General features: G+C 51.1%; 10 protein-coding genes. 3 read left to right on the top strand and 7 right to left on the bottom strand.

Annotated features, from left to right (window positions below):
• Positions 1-374: 374 nt before the first annotated feature.
• From BBD42_RS08255 to BBD42_RS08280, 6 genes are all read right to left on the bottom strand, one after another.
• Positions 375-2,030, bottom strand: coding sequence for an MGH1-like glycoside hydrolase domain-containing protein (locus BBD42_RS08255; RefSeq protein ID WP_099521519.1), 1,656 nt, complete (start codon positions 2,028-2,030; stop codon positions 375-377).
• Between the two features lie 193 nt (positions 2,031-2,223).
• Positions 2,224-3,576: an ABC transporter substrate-binding protein gene (locus BBD42_RS08260; RefSeq protein ID WP_099517772.1), complete on the bottom strand. Its 1,353-nt coding sequence runs from the start codon at positions 3,574-3,576 to the stop codon at positions 2,224-2,226.
• Between the two features lie 169 nt (positions 3,577-3,745).
• A complete protein-coding gene (locus BBD42_RS08265) occupies positions 3,746-4,585 on the bottom strand; it encodes a carbohydrate ABC transporter permease (RefSeq protein WP_056035168.1) in 840 nt (279 codons plus the stop codon).
• Positions 4,586-4,594: 9 nt separating this feature from the next.
• Positions 4,595-5,509, bottom strand: coding sequence for a carbohydrate ABC transporter permease (locus tag BBD42_RS08270; protein WP_099517773.1), 915 nt, complete (start codon positions 5,507-5,509; stop codon positions 4,595-4,597).
• A gap of 86 nt (positions 5,510-5,595) precedes the next feature.
• On the bottom strand, positions 5,596-7,347 hold the full coding sequence (locus BBD42_RS08275; protein WP_099517774.1) for a response regulator: 1,752 nt from the start codon (positions 7,345-7,347) through the stop codon (positions 5,596-5,598).
• Entirely contained in the window at positions 7,340-9,142 is a 1,803-nt protein-coding gene (locus BBD42_RS08280) for a sensor histidine kinase (RefSeq protein WP_099517775.1), read from the bottom strand. Before BBD42_RS08280 ends, BBD42_RS08275 begins: the two co-directional genes overlap by 8 nt.
• Positions 9,143-9,635: 493 nt before the next feature.
• Between BBD42_RS08280 and BBD42_RS08285 the strand changes: the two genes are divergently transcribed.
• Together BBD42_RS08285 and BBD42_RS08290 are read left to right on the top strand one after the other, a co-directional pair.
• A complete protein-coding gene (locus BBD42_RS08285) occupies positions 9,636-11,093 on the top strand; it encodes an alpha/beta hydrolase family protein (protein WP_099517776.1) in 1,458 nt (485 codons plus the stop codon).
• A 32-nt stretch (positions 11,094-11,125) separates the two neighbouring features.
• Positions 11,126-11,518 (top strand): MerR family transcriptional regulator, encoded by a 393-nt coding sequence (locus BBD42_RS08290; RefSeq protein ID WP_099517777.1) that lies wholly within the window; start codon positions 11,126-11,128, stop codon positions 11,516-11,518.
• Between the two features lie 568 nt (positions 11,519-12,086).
• On the opposite strand, the gene BBD42_RS08300 is transcribed toward BBD42_RS08290, so the two are convergent.
• Entirely contained in the window at positions 12,087-16,799 is a 4,713-nt protein-coding gene (locus tag BBD42_RS08300) for a glycosyl hydrolase (RefSeq protein ID WP_099517779.1), read from the bottom strand.
• 467 nt (positions 16,800-17,266) lie between these two features.
• Here BBD42_RS08300 and BBD42_RS08305 point away from each other — a divergent pair, with 467 nt between their 5' ends.
• Positions 17,267-18,085, top strand: coding sequence for a TerD family protein (locus tag BBD42_RS08305; protein WP_099517780.1), 819 nt, complete (start codon positions 17,267-17,269; stop codon positions 18,083-18,085).
• Positions 18,086-18,096: the final 11 nt, after the last annotated feature.

Raw genomic sequence — 18,096 nt, forward strand, 5'->3', positions numbered from 1 at the left:
AATTGAAATGTTTATTCATTGCAACAAGGTTCGGCTTGCGGGTAAACTGCGTATCCGTTTTTTAGCCTCAATATTAAGTAAGCGTTTACAAAATACCGCATCCTGCTGTACGATCCTAAGCTGTCTGTTCGTTATGAGGCCTTCATCCCTCCCTGCTTCTATGTTTAATGGTTATAGCAATTAGTTGAATACGCTTTCAACTTGATACTAACGTTGTTTTTTGTGAAATAATAGCAAAAAAACCGTCTTTTTTGATTAAAAATCCGGTTTTCATAGCAAAGCTGCCGCCGTAGCAGCAGCCACTAAGTATGTTGGAGCTTTTTATTATTGCCTATGCCGCTAAATGAGGCCCAATTGGATTCTGCTGCTTTCCTTCAGCTATAGGCTGGGTAAACAATGCCAATATCCAGCTCTTTTTCTAAACGCCCCTCTGTATAATGAAGCTGTTCATTCCCTTTAATCTCCAAAGCGAGCTCCGCTCCATCGTAGTGGACAACTCCTTTAATCGTCCTAACGCTCATGCCGATCAAGCGGCTCAGCCTGCCTGCCCGATCCGTAACGGCGCGAATGCCGAACGGGAAACGCATATGCTCCTTCCCATCTAAATAAATGACAGACTCCTCCCGAGTATTGAGCAGCTCAAACGCCAAGCCATCCACGGTTCTGCTGTAGGCTGTGCTTCCGCCTGCCGGCTCATCGCCATGATCCATCGCATAAGGCAGCAGCCCCGTAAACCACAGTGTTCCATCTGGCGCAGGCAAAATGCCACACAATCGCTCTACATAATCCAGCACGCTCAGTATCGCTGGCGAATACGTTTCCGTATAGCCCTCCACCCCCGTCCATGGGCTAAGCGCTTGTGAAAACCGCGTCATATTAGCCATTGCCGACACAAGCGGATACATAACCCAAGTGAGCTCTACATAACGCTGATGCTTCTCGAACGCATGGGCAGCGCGAATGATGCTAAGAAAGTTAGTCGATCCTCCCCAGCTGTTATAGCTGGAAAACGGATCAAAACGCGGATCATCCATTGCCATCGACGTAAACGGAAATTTAGCAAAAAACTTGCTCGTATTAAGCAAATAGCGCCTTAGCATCGTATCAAAAAAACGGCGGTCGCCCACCTCGCAGGCCATAACCCGCAGCAGCACGTCCGACTGCACCTTTACCAGCTCATTCTGGCGGTCGCGGTCATAGAAGAAATGATCCGCTTCGTCAAAACAATAGTCGAACAGGCTTGCAAGCGAGGCCTCCGCCTTCCGCTTCCATTGCTCGGAGGGCAGTCCCAACTCCTCCGCTATTAACGCCAAATACTGCCGCTGGCAGTATACATTAGCTGTTAGGTCAGGAGCCAAAAATGGCAAAATCGGAGAATCCGGCTGACAATGCGCCGCATCCCCCAAATGCGGCGTATCTGGCACATGCCAGAAGCGGGGCGACAAATCATGGCCTGTATCGAATGTGCTGAACGCTTCTACACAGCCCGTCCCTCTCGTATCGCGGTGAGCCGCCAGCCAGTCGTCATAACGAGACATAGCGTCATACATCGTTTGTAAAAAAGCCTTGTCCCGGCCATGCAGCGCATAATGGTTCCAGATGCTGCGGGCGAGCGGCGTCACCAGTTGTATTTGCCGGTATGACGGCCCATTCTCCGTTATTTTGTACGGAAATAAGCCATCCTCCCGCTGAAACGCGGCAAAGGAGAGATATGTTGTCTCCGATACAGATGGAATAAACCGGGACAGCAGCTCTGCGTTAATCGTCCCTGTACTCTCCAGCCAGCAGCCTAAGTAGACGCCGCCCTCATGCAAAATCGGCTCCGGATTGCCGCCCGTCGGCACGATGCAGTCCAGCAAGCGGCGCATAGCCTCCTCATGTACGCTTTCCAGCCGTCCTTCGGCTGCAGCAAATTTCACTCCGCCAGCTTCCCACTCGCTTATTAACGATTGGTCGGAGGTTTTGCTCCCCTGCCCCCATATATGCTTTGCAGACTTGCTCCTAAGCCGTTCCAGCAGTTTTTCTTCCATAAATGCCGCCCCGCTTTCTACTAAAATGAACGATTCCAATTGGCACCTTCTAGGTTACAATGCGCGAGCACACTCGCATGCCGACCTTAGCCCCTTCTCCGCCCTTATCGGCTCTGACAACAGCAGGCTGCCTGACGGCAGCCCGAATGAACCTATTGATATTCCAATTAGCAGGCTAGCATGGCCTTATTGCTTATTGGTTTTTCGCAAAAATTTGCAGCGTGCCGTTGTAAAAATCGGCAACTGCCTGCTCTACCTTTTTACGGCCAAAACCGATTTCCTGAACCGTCGTCTCCGCCAGCTTGGAAAACTCTGCGAAGCCCGGAGGATTGTAGCTGACTGCGAAAGGCTCGGTTTTTGTCGCTTCCGAAACGCGGCTCGTATAATCATAAACGATGCGGTCTGCGTCGCTCGCTTCAGCCTGCAGCGCCTCTCGATTTTTGGACGTAACGGGAACGCCGCGGTCATTGCCGAGCACCTTCGCTGCCTCTGCATCATTAATGAAGAAGTTGATCAGCATTGCGACTTCCTTCGGATGCTCCGTTTTCGCATAGCCCGACAGCCCTTGGCTCGACTCGAATACGACACCCGTTCCCTTCTCGCCTCTAGGCAGCTGCACCATCGTGAGCGTATCCTCCGTCAGCCCTTGATACGCTGCAAACTGGTTGGATGGAATAAGGCTCATCGCAACCTTGCCCGTGATGATCAACGATTTGCTAGGATCGCTCGGCGGATTCGATACGGCAAGCTCCGGCGTCACGACGCCGCCTCCCGCCGTTGTCGCTTCCCAGTATTTAAACCAGCTCAGCGCCTGCTCTTCTGTAAAGCCTGGCTTGCCTTCTGCCATGTTGTAAAGCTGCGCGCCATTTTGCTTAAGCGCAATATCCATGCCATCTACCGTAAAATTATAGGTGCCATATACGCCGTCACCCAGCTTTTCAGAAAGCTCCTTGCTAATGGCGGCGTAGTCGTCCCAGCTCCAGCCATCCTGAGGCACCGCAATGCCCGCTTTCTCGAACAGCTTCGTATTAATCAGGATGCCTCTCGCATTCGCGCCAGCAGATATATGCAGCAGCTTGCCGCCCAGCGTTCCATACTCCACCATCGATTCATCCATATCCGTCAAATCCAGCTCTTTGCCTACATACGGGTCAAGCTCCAGCAAAACCCCTTTATTGGCATAATCGACAACGTTGCCGCCAAGGAAAAAAACGTCCGCCGGCGTACCCGATGCGAGCTGGGTATTCAGCTTGTCAAAATAACCGGATGAAGGCGCGAACTCGCCCTGCACCTTAATGCTTGGATTTTTTTTCTGGAATAGTTCCAGCACCTGATTTGTACGGTCAGCCCGCCCTTGGTCTCCCCACCACATAATGCGCAGCTCTACCTGTTCCTGCCCTCCAGCGCCGCTGCCAGCACCCTCCCCATCTGTCTTGCCCTCTCCACTAGTGCCAGATGCTGCTCCTCCTGCTCCCGTACCACCCGAGCATGCCGTCATAAGGACCATTAATGCTGCCAGCATTGAAAATAGAATACGCCGCTTCATGCCAATCTCCCCCATTTTCGATAATATCGTTCGAGTAAAACGCTTACAACGCCATCTTACTGTAAACCTTAGCCGTAGCGCCTTTCATTATTTCGGCAGTTCATTTGCAATTTTTTCGGATCGCGTTATCGCCATATCGTTAACAGGCCGATTGCTAGCCATGAGGCCGCTACTTCAAGCCCGTCGTTGCAATACCCTCCAGAAAATAACGCTGGAACGTCAGGAAAACCGCAGTTATGGGAAGCAGCGACAGCGCAGACATCGCGAGCAGCGCACCCCAATCCGAGGAGCCCGATGGGTCGAACAGCGCCCGAATGCCCAGCTGCACCGTGAACAGCCGAATATCGCTCAAATAAATCATTTGGCTGAAAAAATCATCCCATGTCCATATAAACGTAAAGATGGCCGTCGTAATCAGAGCCGGGACGAGCAGCGGAAGAATAATACGGAAATAAATTTGTTTTTGGCTGCATCCGTCAATCGTCGCGCTTTCGTCAAGCTCGCGCGGAATGCCCCGGATAAACTGGACCATGAGCAAAATAAAAAACGAATCCGTCGCCAGCCATTTTGGCAGCACCAGCGGGTAATACGTATTAATCCAATGCAGCTCGTTAAAAATGACATATTGCGGCACCAGTGTCACATGATAAGGCAGCATAATCGTAACCAGCATCAGCGAAAACCATAGCTTGCTGAACTTAAAGGTTAATCTGGCAAAAGCAAAAGCGGCAAGCGAGCAGGTAATCGCATTTCCAAGCACGCTCGTGAGCGATATTGCAAAAGAGTTGGCGAAAAAACGGCTGAAGCTGATGCCTTGGAAGCCGCGCCAGCCATTCACGTAATTTTCCAGCGTAAACGAGCTTGGCCAGATGCCCGGATCGGAAAAGATCAGCTGGTTCGGCTTGAAGGAGCTGCTGATCAGCCATAGAACGGGGTAGATCATCAGCAGACCCATGACGATGATCGGCACATGCCTTAGTACTTGCCCATATTTCATGCGGTTTGTCATCCTTTGCCCTTACCTCCCGTCCTTGTTGTCTCCATAAAACACCCAGTATTTCGAGGTCACGAATATAATCGCCGTCAACGCTCCAATAATGAGCAGCATAATCCAGGCGAGCGCCGAGGCGTAGCCCATATCGAAGAAGGAGAAGCCCTTCAAATACAAATACAGCGTATAAAACATCGTCGCATCAAGCGGGCCGCCGCGGCCGTCACCGATGACGAAAGCCGGCGTAAACGCCTGAAATGAATGAATGACGCTCATAATGAGGTTGAAAAAAATAACCGGCGTCAAAATCGGCAGCGTAATGCTGACGAACTGATTCCACTTCCTCGCCCCGTCCACCTGGGACGCTTCGTAAAGATCGGCGGGAATTTGCTTGAGCCCCGCTAGAAAAATGACCATCGCCGAGCCAAACTGCCATACTGACAGCGTAACAATCGTATATACAATGTAATCTGGATGGGCAATCCATGACGGGCCTTTGATGCCGAGCCAAGCGAGCGCCTCGTTCACAGCACCAGTACCGTCGAATATTTGCCGCCATACGATAGCAATGGCAACGCTGCCGCCAAGCAAGGACGGGATATAATAAATCGTCCGGTAAATGCCCAGTGCCCGGATGCCCTTATTGAGCGCCACTGCTACAAGCAGTGCAAAAGCCAGCCTGAGCGGCACGGATATGAATACGTACTTGAAGGTTAGCCATAATGAGCCTGTAAATGTGCTGTCATTCGTAAAAATTTGTACGTAGTTATCCATCCCAATCCATGATGGCGGGGACAGCAAATTGTACTTGGTCATGGACAGGTACAGCGAGCCAAGCATCGGCCCAGCCGTCATGCAGAAAAAGCCAATCAGCCACGGCAGCAGAAACAAATAAGCGGTTTGGTTCTGCTCGCGGGCCAGTGTTTTGCGGGAAACGCCCATGGCAAAAATCCCTCCTAATGATTGATGTACGCAAGCAAGCTGCACTTGTACACCAATCATACGCAGGAATAGGATTCGGCAACATATCATTTCTTCGGGAGTTCGTTATCACTTTTTTCAGATAGGCGCTGGCGGAATTCGGACGGTGTCAGGCCATACATCCTTTTAAACTTGGAGCTGAAATAGCTCGCATTGGAAAAGCCGGACAGCTCGGATATATCCCATAGGCTGAGCCCCGTTTCCTCCAGCAGCCGGGTTGCATGTCCCATGCGGACGTCAGTCAAATAGTGAATAAACGTTTTTCCCGCTTTCGCTTTAAACAGCTCCGAGAAGTAGGACGAATTATAATTGAATCGTTCAGCGAGCATCGTCAAATTCAAGTCATACATGTAGTTTTCCGCGATATATTGCCTGGAAGCCTCCAGAACCGTATCAACAGCGCCCTCTTCCGCCCCTTGCAGCTTGTCATGGATAGATGCGGCAAGCTGCATTAAAAATTGGCAGGCTTTCTCCGCTGTGCTTAGGTTGAGCGCCATTTCCGGACGCAGCCAAAGCTGCTCGCCGCCCGTTAACGGCACATGCGCTTCATGCGCCTGCGCCTCCAAGACGAGGTTAAACTGAAAAATCGCCTTCACGAACCGGATGCGCGATACGCTGAGCGCCTCCTTCAGCTCGCGCTCTATCATTTTGACGAGCTGCTCCATTTCTCCCCGTTCCAGCAGCCTCCGGATCAAATCAACCGTCTCCTTCGGAAGCAGAAACGGCTCCTCCGCTGCCCGTTCCCCTTGGCGAGCTTGCGCCTCTGCCAAATTCCAGGCGACGAGCGAGGACATGCAGCCCTCCTTCCACTGCTTAAAGCCTTTCACAGCATTTCCTATGCCGATGGAGGGCACGAATCCGAGATGCCCGTATACCATATCGCGCAGCTTCTGCTCAAATTCCGCTGGCTTCTCCTCTCCATCCAGCAAAGCGATATGCATTAAGCCGTGATAATGCTCGTCTCGAACGACTTGCACCGAGCCAGTGGAACCCTCCGCCAGCTCACGGCATATCAGCTCGAACGGCAGGCTGAACTGCTCCGGCCTGCGGTTCGTCTGCCAAGCCGTCTGGTCTGCTTGTTTCGGCTGCCGTGTCTGGTCTGTCCGGTCTGTTTGTTCTGCTTGTTCCGTCTGACTCCTCTGTCCAGCCTGGTCTGCTTGTTCTGACTGGCTCCTCTGTCCAGCCTGCTCCGCCTGAATCAGCGGATTCAGGCGCTGACCGCGCTGCTCTAGCCCTGCTGTCATAAATCGGACCGTCCGCTCTCCCCATTCCTCCAGCTGAAACAGCTTTGCCCGCTCCAATAGCGCTTCCTCACGCCCTGTCTCGCCCCGGATGAGATAGCGCAGAAAATGCTCCTTCATTTCCCGATAATACTGGGTCAAACGCCATTTCATATCCTCGGACTGCCGCTGGCTCTCCTGCTCCCTATCGAGCTCCCCTCTGACTTTCAGCAGTGCCTCCGTCAGCTCATCCCGCGCAACAGGCTTGAGCAAATAATGGCGTGCCTGATGGCGGACAGCCGCATGAGCATAACTAAAATCCTCATAGCCTGTAAGGATGATCAGCCGGATTTCAGGGTACAGCCTGCGGCAATCGTCCAAAAAAGACAAGCCGTCCATCACGGGCATGTTCATGTCTGTCATCACAACATCGAAAGCATCGCGCTCCAGCTGCTCCAGCGCCTCCATGCCATTCGCCGCCTCGCCCGCAATACATAGGCCCAGCTCCTCCCAATCTACCTTGAGCCGCAGCCCCAGCCGGATTTCCGGTTCGTCGTCCACAATCAGCACCTTATACATGCTTTCCCTCCTCCTGTATAGGCAGTGCCAGTACGATTAGCGCACCGCCCCAGCCGCTATCTTTGATCTGGATCTCAAACAGCTCGCCGTAATACAGCCTGCACCTTGCAATGACGTTGCTGAGGCCAATTTGACTATCCCGGCTATTCAGCAGCATGTCCATTCGAGCAGCGGCCGAGCGTTCTGCAAGCTGGCGCTTCATGTCGTCAGGAATGCCCTGGCCATTGTCCGCAACGCTCAGAACGATGCGCCCCTCACTCCTGCTGACCACGATTTCCACCCGGGCTTCCGGTTGATGCTGAAAGCTGTATTTGACGGCATTTTCGATCAGCGGCTGCAAAATAAATTTAATAATCGTCAGATGCGCAAGCTCCCCTTCCTCCTTCAAACTCAAGCTCAGCCGTTCACCAAAGCGGATTTGCAAAATCTCCACGTAATCCTTCACGTATTTCAGTTCCTCGCGCAGCGGCACCACATCATCGCTCATTCGCAGCGAGAAACGCATCATTTTGCCGAGCGACTCAATGACCTGCACCGTATCGTCGGTGCGCTTCTGCATGGCGAGGCTGCTCATCAGCTCCAGCGTATTGAACAAAAAATGCGGATTGATCTGCATCAGCAGCGCCTTGTATTCCGCTTGCTGGCGCAGCAGCTTCAGCTCAAACTCGTTTTTGATATGCTGCCGGAGCTGGCGCACCATATTGCGGAAGGTTACCGTTGCAAAACCAACCTCGTTGCGAATGCTGATTTCCGGCGGAAGACGCAGCTCCGCCTGATTGAAATCGCCCCGCTGCACATGGCGCATAGCGGATATGAGGCGGGATAGCGGATTGGAAATGCTCTGCGACAGCCATATGGCTAGAAAAACGGATAATACGAGCAATATGGAGGCGAATAAAATAATGCTGCTGCGCAACTGGAACAGCTTCGCATACAAGTCCTGTTCCGATACGAAGCCGGCAAGTATCCATCCCGTTCTTTGCAGCTTTTTAAATACGACGATATCGGTTTTCCCTTTATCCGAATCCATATAAATAACGCCTTGTTTCCGCATATCTCCGCGGATTTTCTCCATCGCAGCCTGCATGCCGGCCTGTGCCCCGGCCTCAGGCGGGGAAAGCAGCAGCTGGCCGCCTTGATCCAGCAAATAAATGGTACCGCTTTCACCAAGGTGAATCCGATTGAGCGGCTGCTGAAAATAGTCGCTGCTCACATTGATTTTCATCACCGTTCGGGCACGGCTTGGCTCGAATGTTCCGATTGGCATGAGCATGCTGACAACCGGATGCTTGTTATTGTATCGTGCCTCGACCGGGTCAATATGGCTGGCCACCCAGTGGGTTCCCGATGTTTTAAAATCGCTGTACCACTGCTGCTCAAGCAGACCCGGATCGGACACGACCTGATTGTCGCTGCTGATCCACATGCCGTCTGCGCGGTAAAAGGTCACCCGTGATACGCTCGTATAGCTGTTCATCGCCTGCGTGAGAAAGCTGCTGAGCTTAATATTCGCCAGCATTTTCTCGCCCGCCGCAAGCTTCGGGTCTGATATGGCCCCGTCCCAGTTTTTCGTCGTATCGCTATTGAACACGAGCGAGGCCAGATCGTAAATCTGCATCTGGACCATATCAACGTAAGCGCCGTACTCCTCCATTTTCTCCAGTGCCGAGGATTCGATATAAGAGCGGATAATGGAGCGTGATTCATTAAATAATATATAAGACATTGCGCCAAAAGAAAGGACGAACAGCAAAATAAAAACAGCAATAAGTCGGCTTTTTAATGAGTAAAACACAGCTAGTCCCCTTTTCTGTCAAACCTCGTGCTTGATTTGCCAATATAGTAGCACAGTGTTTGCAAGGTTCGCTCTTTTTTCTCTAAATGGCGAGGTCTGAGGTTCCGCTATTTTGGCTTTTAATCCGATTCTGGGCTGTAAGCGGACTGGAAATCCGTTATCTCCCGCATTGTCCCTTCAAAATGGCCACTTGCAGCATATTAATGGCTGCTGTGTCCGCAGCCTGTGCCGTAACCCATCATTCTGATAAAATAGCTGCTGCTGTGTCCGCCAAGACTAGCTCTGTGCTGGAAGTGAGCTCTCAAAACGAAAAGGACAACTCTGCCTCTCGGTATGCAGGTTCACATTCATAAGGGGGAGACATTTTCGGCAGAAGAGGGCATTCAAAAACAATACCTTGACCTTGAGGTATACTTCAACCTTTATACTCTGTTTATACAAAATATCCGGCCTGCTGGACGGAGAATACAGAAATAAATGGAGGTACTGTATAATGAAAATATTAGAGGTCATTGTCATTCTGGTTATTTTATCGGCAGCGGGAGGCCTGTTATTCGCAAGAAAATCGAAGCGGCTTGATGCCGGGATGCTGGGCGCGATTGTACTGGCTGTGCTGCTCCATGGAATAATCGATCATTTCCGCATCCAGATGGTTGCCGCTTACGCTGTAGCTTTCGTTTTGATTATTGCCTTCGTCCGCCGGCTGCTGAAGCCCTATGGCCATCCTATCCGTTCCAAGGCTATTATCAAAAAAAGCCTGCTCTCCCTTATCGTCATCGCACTAAGCGGATTTTCCGGATATGCGAGCACGCTGCTGCCGGTTTTCACAATGCCTGAGCCTAACGGCAGCTATGGCATTGGCACCATTGCACGGCATTTAACGGATGATTCCCGAGCGGAAACGCATAGTGATAATCCAAATGACAAGCGCGAGTTGATGATCAATGTATGGTATCCGGTAGATAAAAATAAAACCGAAGGCGCATCGACCGAGCATTACCCTTCGGAAATTGGGGAAGCGGTCAGCCTCGTATTCGGCATTCCGAAGCAAATTTTCAGCCATGTGATTAACATTCCGACGCATGTCGTAGAAGGGGCCGAGCTATCCTCTGCTGAAGCGAGCTATCCGGTTGTCCTGTTTTCTCCCGGCATTCGCTCGACCCGCTTCCAGAGCATGACGGCAATTGAGGAACTCGTAAGCAATGGCTATATCGTCGTAGGCATGGATCATCCTTATACATCAGCGAAGGTTGATTTTCCGGATGGCCGTTCGATTTTATACGAAGCTGAGCCCGAATTTCCAACTTCAGCAGAGCTTTACGACAACAATATTAAAGAAGTCGCTATCCGTGTAGCTGACACGAGTTTTGTACTCGACACGTTGACGGCATGGAATCAGGATGACCCTGATCATAAGCTGGAGGGCAAGCTGGATCTAAGCCGCGTTGGCATTTTCGGCCACTCCTATGGCGGGGCGACTACTGCGGAGACGCTGGCACAGGACAGCCGTTTTAAGGCGGGGGTTAGCCTAGAAGGCGGATTTTGGGGCGATGTAGCCCATAATGGCTTGAAGCAGCCGTTCATGTATTTGATGACAGGCGATACAGCCAAAAGCTTTGATCCGGCGACGAAGGAGAAATCCTATGTCTATTTCGATGAGTTCGCTTCCGATTTGGACTCGGTCATGACGAAAAGCACCAATGACACGTATTACATGACCGTTGAGCCTTTTATCCATCAGAGCTTTACCGATATCGCGCTGCTGTCGCCTAAGCTGTTCGCCAAGGGTGTTGACCCCGATCACGTCGTAGACATTACCCGCTCTTATGTCACCGCCTTTTTCAATCAATATTTGAAAAATGAATCACAGCCGCTGCTGGCTGGGCCATCGCCGGACTATCCTGAGGTTGTGTTCGACAATAACTATACGAAAAAAGCTGCTGCCCAATAAACACACGGACAACAGCAAGGAGGGGAACGCTCATGGAAGGAATGACACGCGGCGAGCTTGCCAAAAAAACAGGTCTCAGCATGGCAACGATTCGCTATTACGAGGAAAGCGGCATCCTTCCGGCCCCCCGCCGAAGCCAAGGCGGATACCGTTTATACTCGGACGATTATTTGGTCAAAATCAAATTCATTAAAGACACCAAGTCGCTCGGCTACTCGCTTAAGGAAATTCAGGAAGTGCTGCATCTGCTAGGCCGGGATATGGACGCTGAAACCTTAAAGGAGTATGTGCGCGGCAAAATAGCCGAGATTGATAACAAGGTGGAGTCGCTGCGCTCCATTCAATCGATGCTCAAGGGCTTGCTGAAGACGCCCGAAGCGGACATTCACAATTATTTGGATTCATTTCGCAAGCCAGAAAATTAATGACCGCAGGCTGCGGATACTGTACATGATAAGGCTCCATTCGCACTCTGGCTATACAGCTTCAAACAGCCATGATATATTCAACTGAGAGAATCATCCATTTGCTGGATTTATTTTTTCAATAGGAAGGTTGAATAGCATCAGATGTTGCGTAAAATAAGCTTAATGCTCCTGTCTTTGTTATATCTTTTTGTGTATTGGATTATGTTCTATGTCTTAATTGATAAATTTACTTTTTATCTATCAACGACCTATCGCTTCTTTGCCTCACACAAAATTGTATATGATATGTTTTTGATTAGTATCGTTGTAAGTCTGGTTTTAGCTCAATTGATTGTAGGACTAAATCTATTTATACATTTTAAAAATGTTAAGCATTTCTACAAAATGCAGCTTTTACACATTCCATTGATCGTTCTTGCCATTTACCTTACAAGTGCAACAACCACTGTTATACCTTTTATTAAGAATTGGCATATCTCCTTGTTGGGAGAATCGATTGCACAATAAAGAAGGGAGACCCTTATCCGGGGCCTCCCTTTTTTTGCGATTACGTTCGATTATTCATTTATTGCACCTTAACCTCATCCAAATAAATCGTTGCTGCGCCGGTCGAGGCGCTTGGTGCAAACACTTGAATGCCTAGCGCCTGGACATTGCTTTTATCCGCGACGCCGGACAAATCGTAGCTTACCGTCACAAATCCATCGCCGCTGTAGGATACCGTATCGTTTGGCGCGAACCAGCTCCACCCGCTGCCCGTTTGCAGAAACAACTTCACGGATACAGCTCCCGAAAGCGCCGCATTCCCGTCCGGTGCCACTTTAAACTTGGCGGACAGCGTACTTGCTGTACCCAAGTTCAGCGCACCGACCCGTCTAAGCTGGAATTCGCCCCCATTGAGGTCAAAAGCCGCCTTCAGCGAGCTGTTTCCTGATGATGCTGCATCGGTCGACACTGCCATATCACGGGCATTGGCTGTATTGTAGGCATTATCCGCATCGGTATTAATGGCCCAACCCTCTGCTCCGCTTTCAAAATCGTAAGTGGGACCAGCCGTTCCCGGCCCTCCGCTTCCTTCCACATACACATCATCTACATAGACGGCTGCTGTACCCGTCTGTCCCGCCGTCGGCTCGATTTTCACGCCGATTGCCTGCACGCTGTCGAGCCCTGCTATACTGGCGAGCGGAATCGTCAGCGTCTTGAATTCGCTGGAATCGACGATCACACCTGTTCCACTGTCATGCCACTCCCATGTGCTGCCTGTTTTAATATACAGGCGGGCATTAGCGGTTCCTTGCGACAGCTTCACCTTGACGCTGAGTGCTGCAGCTGCGGACAAGTCTGCTGCTGCAACCTTCGTCAGCTCAAAGCCCGCCGGGCTTGCTAGCGAGAAGGTAGACGTGAGCGAATGGACGCCCTCTGTCTTCTCATCCGCTGTAATCGCGGCATCTGCGGCCTGTGCCTCATTCGAGCTTACCGTCCAGCCAGCCGTATCCGTTTCGAATCCATAAAGCGTGCCTGGCTCTGCTGGCGAGCTTCCCGAACCGGAGCCGCCATTTGGCACGCCGCCTGTTCCATCATTTATCGCTCCAATATCATCGAAATAAAGCGAGCTGTTAAGGGTGGCTCCATTGATGGCATTCACGTAAATGGAAAACTCCTGTACATTTTTCAAGCTGGCCTTGTTGATCTTTTTGCCCGTATTTCCTGTATCCCAAGGAGCAACGGTAAACTCATTAAAGTGAAGGCTGACCCATTGCCCGGTTGTACCTGCAAGCGATGGATAGGCTTCGTAGGAAACGCCATCCACACGCAGCTGAATCACGAGCTTCTGGTTGCTGCCGTCCGGCACCATCCAAAATTTCAAATGGTTGAACGTGGACCAATCTACGCCACCCAGCACTTTCGTAATGCCAGCATAGCCGGAAGCACCCAGCGTATAGTCCAGTTTCATCCCGTAGTTGCCCGAGCTTTTATGCCCGCCGTCCAGCGCTACAGCTGTCGCATCGCCGCCCGCATGGATGAACTTCGCTGCCAGAGCGGCATCGCTGCCTTGATACGTCTCGAAGTCGTCCACTACAGCCGGGTCCTTCTCCGCCTCAGCGAACGTGCTGTACAAGCTTAGATTATCGACGTAGATTGAAAAATCGCCTTCTAGCCCGCTGCCCACCAAGGAAAGGGCAAGCCCCGTCGCAGCTGCTGATTTTGCCGCATCATTCAAATCAATAACGGGCGAAAATTTCGCATATACCGTGCTGCCTACGGTCACTTGCGGAAGCTCGGACAGCTTGATTTTGGTCGTCGTCATCCCATATTTCGTATCCCAATCCGGCGGCAGCATCGCAATGCTGCTAATCGTCGCCTGCGCATCTCCCGCATTCAGCGGAATAAAAGCGTCCAGCTTGATGCGCTTCACATCGGCCAGTGCATTTCCGCCGTCCAGCGCTGGAAGCGCGAGCTTGAATTCCTGCCACGTATCCGCTGCTGCCGCATGCTGGGCATCCAGCTTCAATACGCCATTGCCATCCAAAGCATCATGGCCCACAGTCAGCGCCATCGTTTCCGGATAAGTGCCCGGATCGCCATTTTTGACTACGCCTTCTGTATCTTGGTCAAAGGTGTACGTTTTCATCAAAATCTCGCTTGCCTGCACCGATACCGTCGCAGATTGCGTAAGCGAAGCCTGATTGCCAACATATGCTTTGACGTTCAACACCGCTGTTTTGCCATTTAAACCCGCTGCCGGAGACCAATTCGCCGTATAGAAAAATCCTTCGCTATCGAGCGTCATCGGATATTCTGTATCCGAACCCTGTACCGAATAGACGACCTTCGTTGGGGTAATTTCCAGCGCCCGTGCGCGAATCGTGACGGAGCTGCCCACAATGCTGTTATCCGTAGGCGTCGCAATATGCATGAACGGCTGCTCTGGCGCTGTCACGACCGTATGGCCATACACGCCCTGCACCTCATTGCGGAAAGTCGTAAACGAATCATTATAAAAGTTAATAAAATCAGGCAAAAGCTCATGATCCCCGAGCCCGTTTGGCGCATTTTTATAAGGCACATACAAATTGTTGCCAAGGCCAAAGTTTGCCCATGTCTGCATATAGGCAATGCGTGAAGCGTCCTCATCGGACTTGATCGCACTCAGCAAATCGGTAAACCAGGTCGTATTATTATTCCCGGTCGTCTTCATCCCCTCCGGGCTGTAGCCGAATTCGGAAAACGTCGCAATTTTCCCCTTGCTGTCCGCCAGCCTTGAGATCATGCCCAGATCCGTAACCAATCCGTTCAAAAAGCTTTGCGAACCCGCATTCTCCTTGTTATCGTATTGGTCCATCCCCAATATATCGACATAATCGTCGCCCGGGTACGTCGTCAAATACGTGCTTTCCGCGCCTCCGAACGAGCCATTTGGCGAGAAAACATACAGGAAGTTGCGCACGTCCTTCTTATCGCGCAGGTATTCAACCGTATAGCGGAAAATCTCCTTGTATTCGCTTGTGGTCGTCGTTTTCGCGCCCCACCAGAACCAGCCGCCGTTTTGCTCATGGAAGGGACGGAACAGAATCGGAATGAGCTTGCCATCATCATCCTTCACATTATTTGCAAAATTCGCAATGGTGTCTAGAAAAGCGTTAAATTCCGCATGCTTGTCGCCGCCCGGCAAAATATGAGCAACTACATTGCCTGATGTATCGTTAAAGCTGCCACCCGTCACAAAGTTCGGAAAATGGGTGCTGAGCGTTACAATGCCGCCGAGATCGTGGGCATTCTTGACCGATGCAGTGAGATTAATCCGGCTTTGCTCGATGTTGTTCGGCACACCCGGCTTTTCTTTGCCTTCCAGACTTAGCGTATCCCAGCCGAACACGGCTGGGTAATCGCCAACCGAATTTTTCACCTCGGATTGCGAGCCGTCCGTAGAGGTCAGTGTCACGCCTTCGTCCGTTGCATGCTGGTGGCCGAACAAAATTTCATGGCCGCGCACGCCGTTCAAATAGGCGAACAATGATTTGGTCTCAGCCGTTGCATTCTGATCGACAAAATTCACCGTCGGCTCCGTATTTCCGCCATTTTCCCCACCATTGTTGCTGCCGCCACTGCTGCCCGAGGATGCCCCTGTTCCTGGCGCCGTGCCGGTGCCAACTGGCGTCAGCGTGCCATTTTTCAGCGTATAACTGCCTTTGGCTACTGGTTTGCCATTAATAGTGACGGAATCGGCCTGCACCGTCAGCCTCCCAATCGTTGTCCCTGGACCGGTGATCAGCTCCGTAGGCTGATTCAGCACGATGCTGTCTGCCTCCGCGTTGTCTCCCAGCTCCAGAATAGCCTTGCTGTTAGCCACGATGCTGTTGATTTTGGTATCTCCGTCTGCCTCAACATGCACCTTGCCATCCTTGCGGTTAATTTCTACGCCTGCCAGCGTTGAATCATGAAAGATAACGGTGTGATCGCCGCCACCTGCAATAAACGTCGTTCCTTTCACGCTTGCATGATCGACTACTGCCTCACCGTCCCCAATGCCTGCGGCCAAATAAAGGTTGCCAGCAATTTGGGCATCTTTGAGCGTAATGCCAGCATGATTAATGATCGCATGGCCCAAAATCGCCTGCGCCGCTGTATAATCCCCTGCCTTGGCATACAGCTCGGCCACCAGTTTGTCCACCAAGGTTATGACCTCTGCACGAGAGATTTTGCCTGCGGGCAGGAAAGCGCCATTTTCGTAGCCGCTGACGACACCTTGCAGCGCGTTGATCGCCTTTTTCGCATAGCTGGAAATTTGGCTGCTATCCTTGAAGGCCCCCGCGTACGCTGCATCGTCCGCTGCCTTCAGCTCGAAAATGCGCGCCAGCAGCGTTACCGCATCCTGCCTCGTTATCGGCTGCTCCGCTCTTGCCTCGTTACCCGGGAACCCGTCATAATAGCCCGCAGCCCGCGCTTTGCTAAGCTCGCCCGCATACCATGCCGTCTCCGGCACATCGCTAAAGGCAGAAGCAGACAAAGCCGATAAACCGAACAACCGATTAACGACCGCGACAAATTCCGCCCGGGTCATGCTGCCATTCGGGTGGAAGGCTCCGTCCGAGTAACCGCTTACAATTCCCTGCGCACTCCATTTCTCTATAGCAGCTTTCGCCCAATGCCCCTGTATATCGGGAGCAAACGCGTTAGTTGCTGCCCCTGATTGAGCGAAAGCAGCAGAAGAGAACATCGAAACAACGATAGCTGGGGCCATAACGGCCGCGATCCATTTGCGTTTTTTATTCATGCGATCCTCCTATTTTTTAAAGTGTATTGAAAGCGCTTCACATCATTATAGAGGAACTACTTGAAAAAAATAGGAGATTCAATTTGTTTTTATAGTTCTCTTTTGTCTTCTATTTTGTTATGTTTCTTTATTCCAAGGTGAAACGGCTGTCGCCGTCCTTTGGCGGCGCAGCGCGTTTCGTACCGAGAAATATAGAGAAAGGATGTGAAAATCATATCCTTTTCTATATTTTTAAAAATGCAACCAAGCTTTCGCTTCGCCGTATCTAATCAGACATCCCTGCTGCAGCAGGAACTGTAACACCATTAACCATTAACAACTATAATCACAATCTGCTATACTACAAATAGTTTCATATTCTTACACAGAATCGACAAATTCCACCATTCTGGCCTGTTAAGAGCTTCAAGGTGAATAACTGTCGAGGCAGATGGTTCTTTTATTTCATATTTGAGGAGGCAATACAAATGGGTATTGGATCGAATTCAAACGGCGGCAATCATTTTGGTGGACAAGGCGGCATTCAGGGCGGTATCCAAGGCGGTATCCAGCAGGGTGGCATTCAACAGGGCGGTATTCAGCAAGGCGGCATCCAACAAGGCGGCATTCAACAGGGCGGCATTCAAGGCGGTACTCAGCAAGGTGGATTCCCGAATGCTGGCAACGCTAACTCCTTTGGTGCAGCACCTGCTCCTCAAGGTGGCGGCTTCGGAGGCGGACTTGTATTGTCCAAGGGACAAAAGCTCGATTTGACGAAAAACAACCCCGGACTCGACCATTTAAAGGTTGGAATCGGTTGGGATACGAATCGCTTGCAAGGCCAAAATTATGACCTCGATGTTGAAATTTTCCTGCTGAACCAAGCGGAGAAGCTTCCTTCCAACGGCCATATTGTTTTTTATAATAACTTGAACAGCCCGGACGGAGCGATTCGCTATAACGGCGACAACCGGACTGGACAAGGCAGCGGCGACGATGAGTCGGCAGAAATCCAACTGTCCCGCGTATCTCCTGACATTCAGAAAATCGTATTTACCGTGACGATTGACGACGCTATTCGCAAAAATCAAAACTTTGGCCAAATCGGCAACGCCTACATTCGGATCGTCAACCAGGCTAACGGCGCTGAAATTTGCCGCTTCGACCTGTCCGAAGACTATTCCACTTCCATTTCCTTGCTCGCGGGAGAAGTATACCGCCACAACAACGAGTGGAAATTCAATGCGGTAGGTACAGGCCTTACGCTTGATCTCGCTGGCATTTGCGCACATTATGGCGCTATGTAATTCACTACACA

Source organism: Paenibacillus sp. BIHB 4019 (assembly GCF_002741035.1).
GTDB lineage: Bacteria > Bacillota > Bacilli > Paenibacillales > Paenibacillaceae > Pristimantibacillus.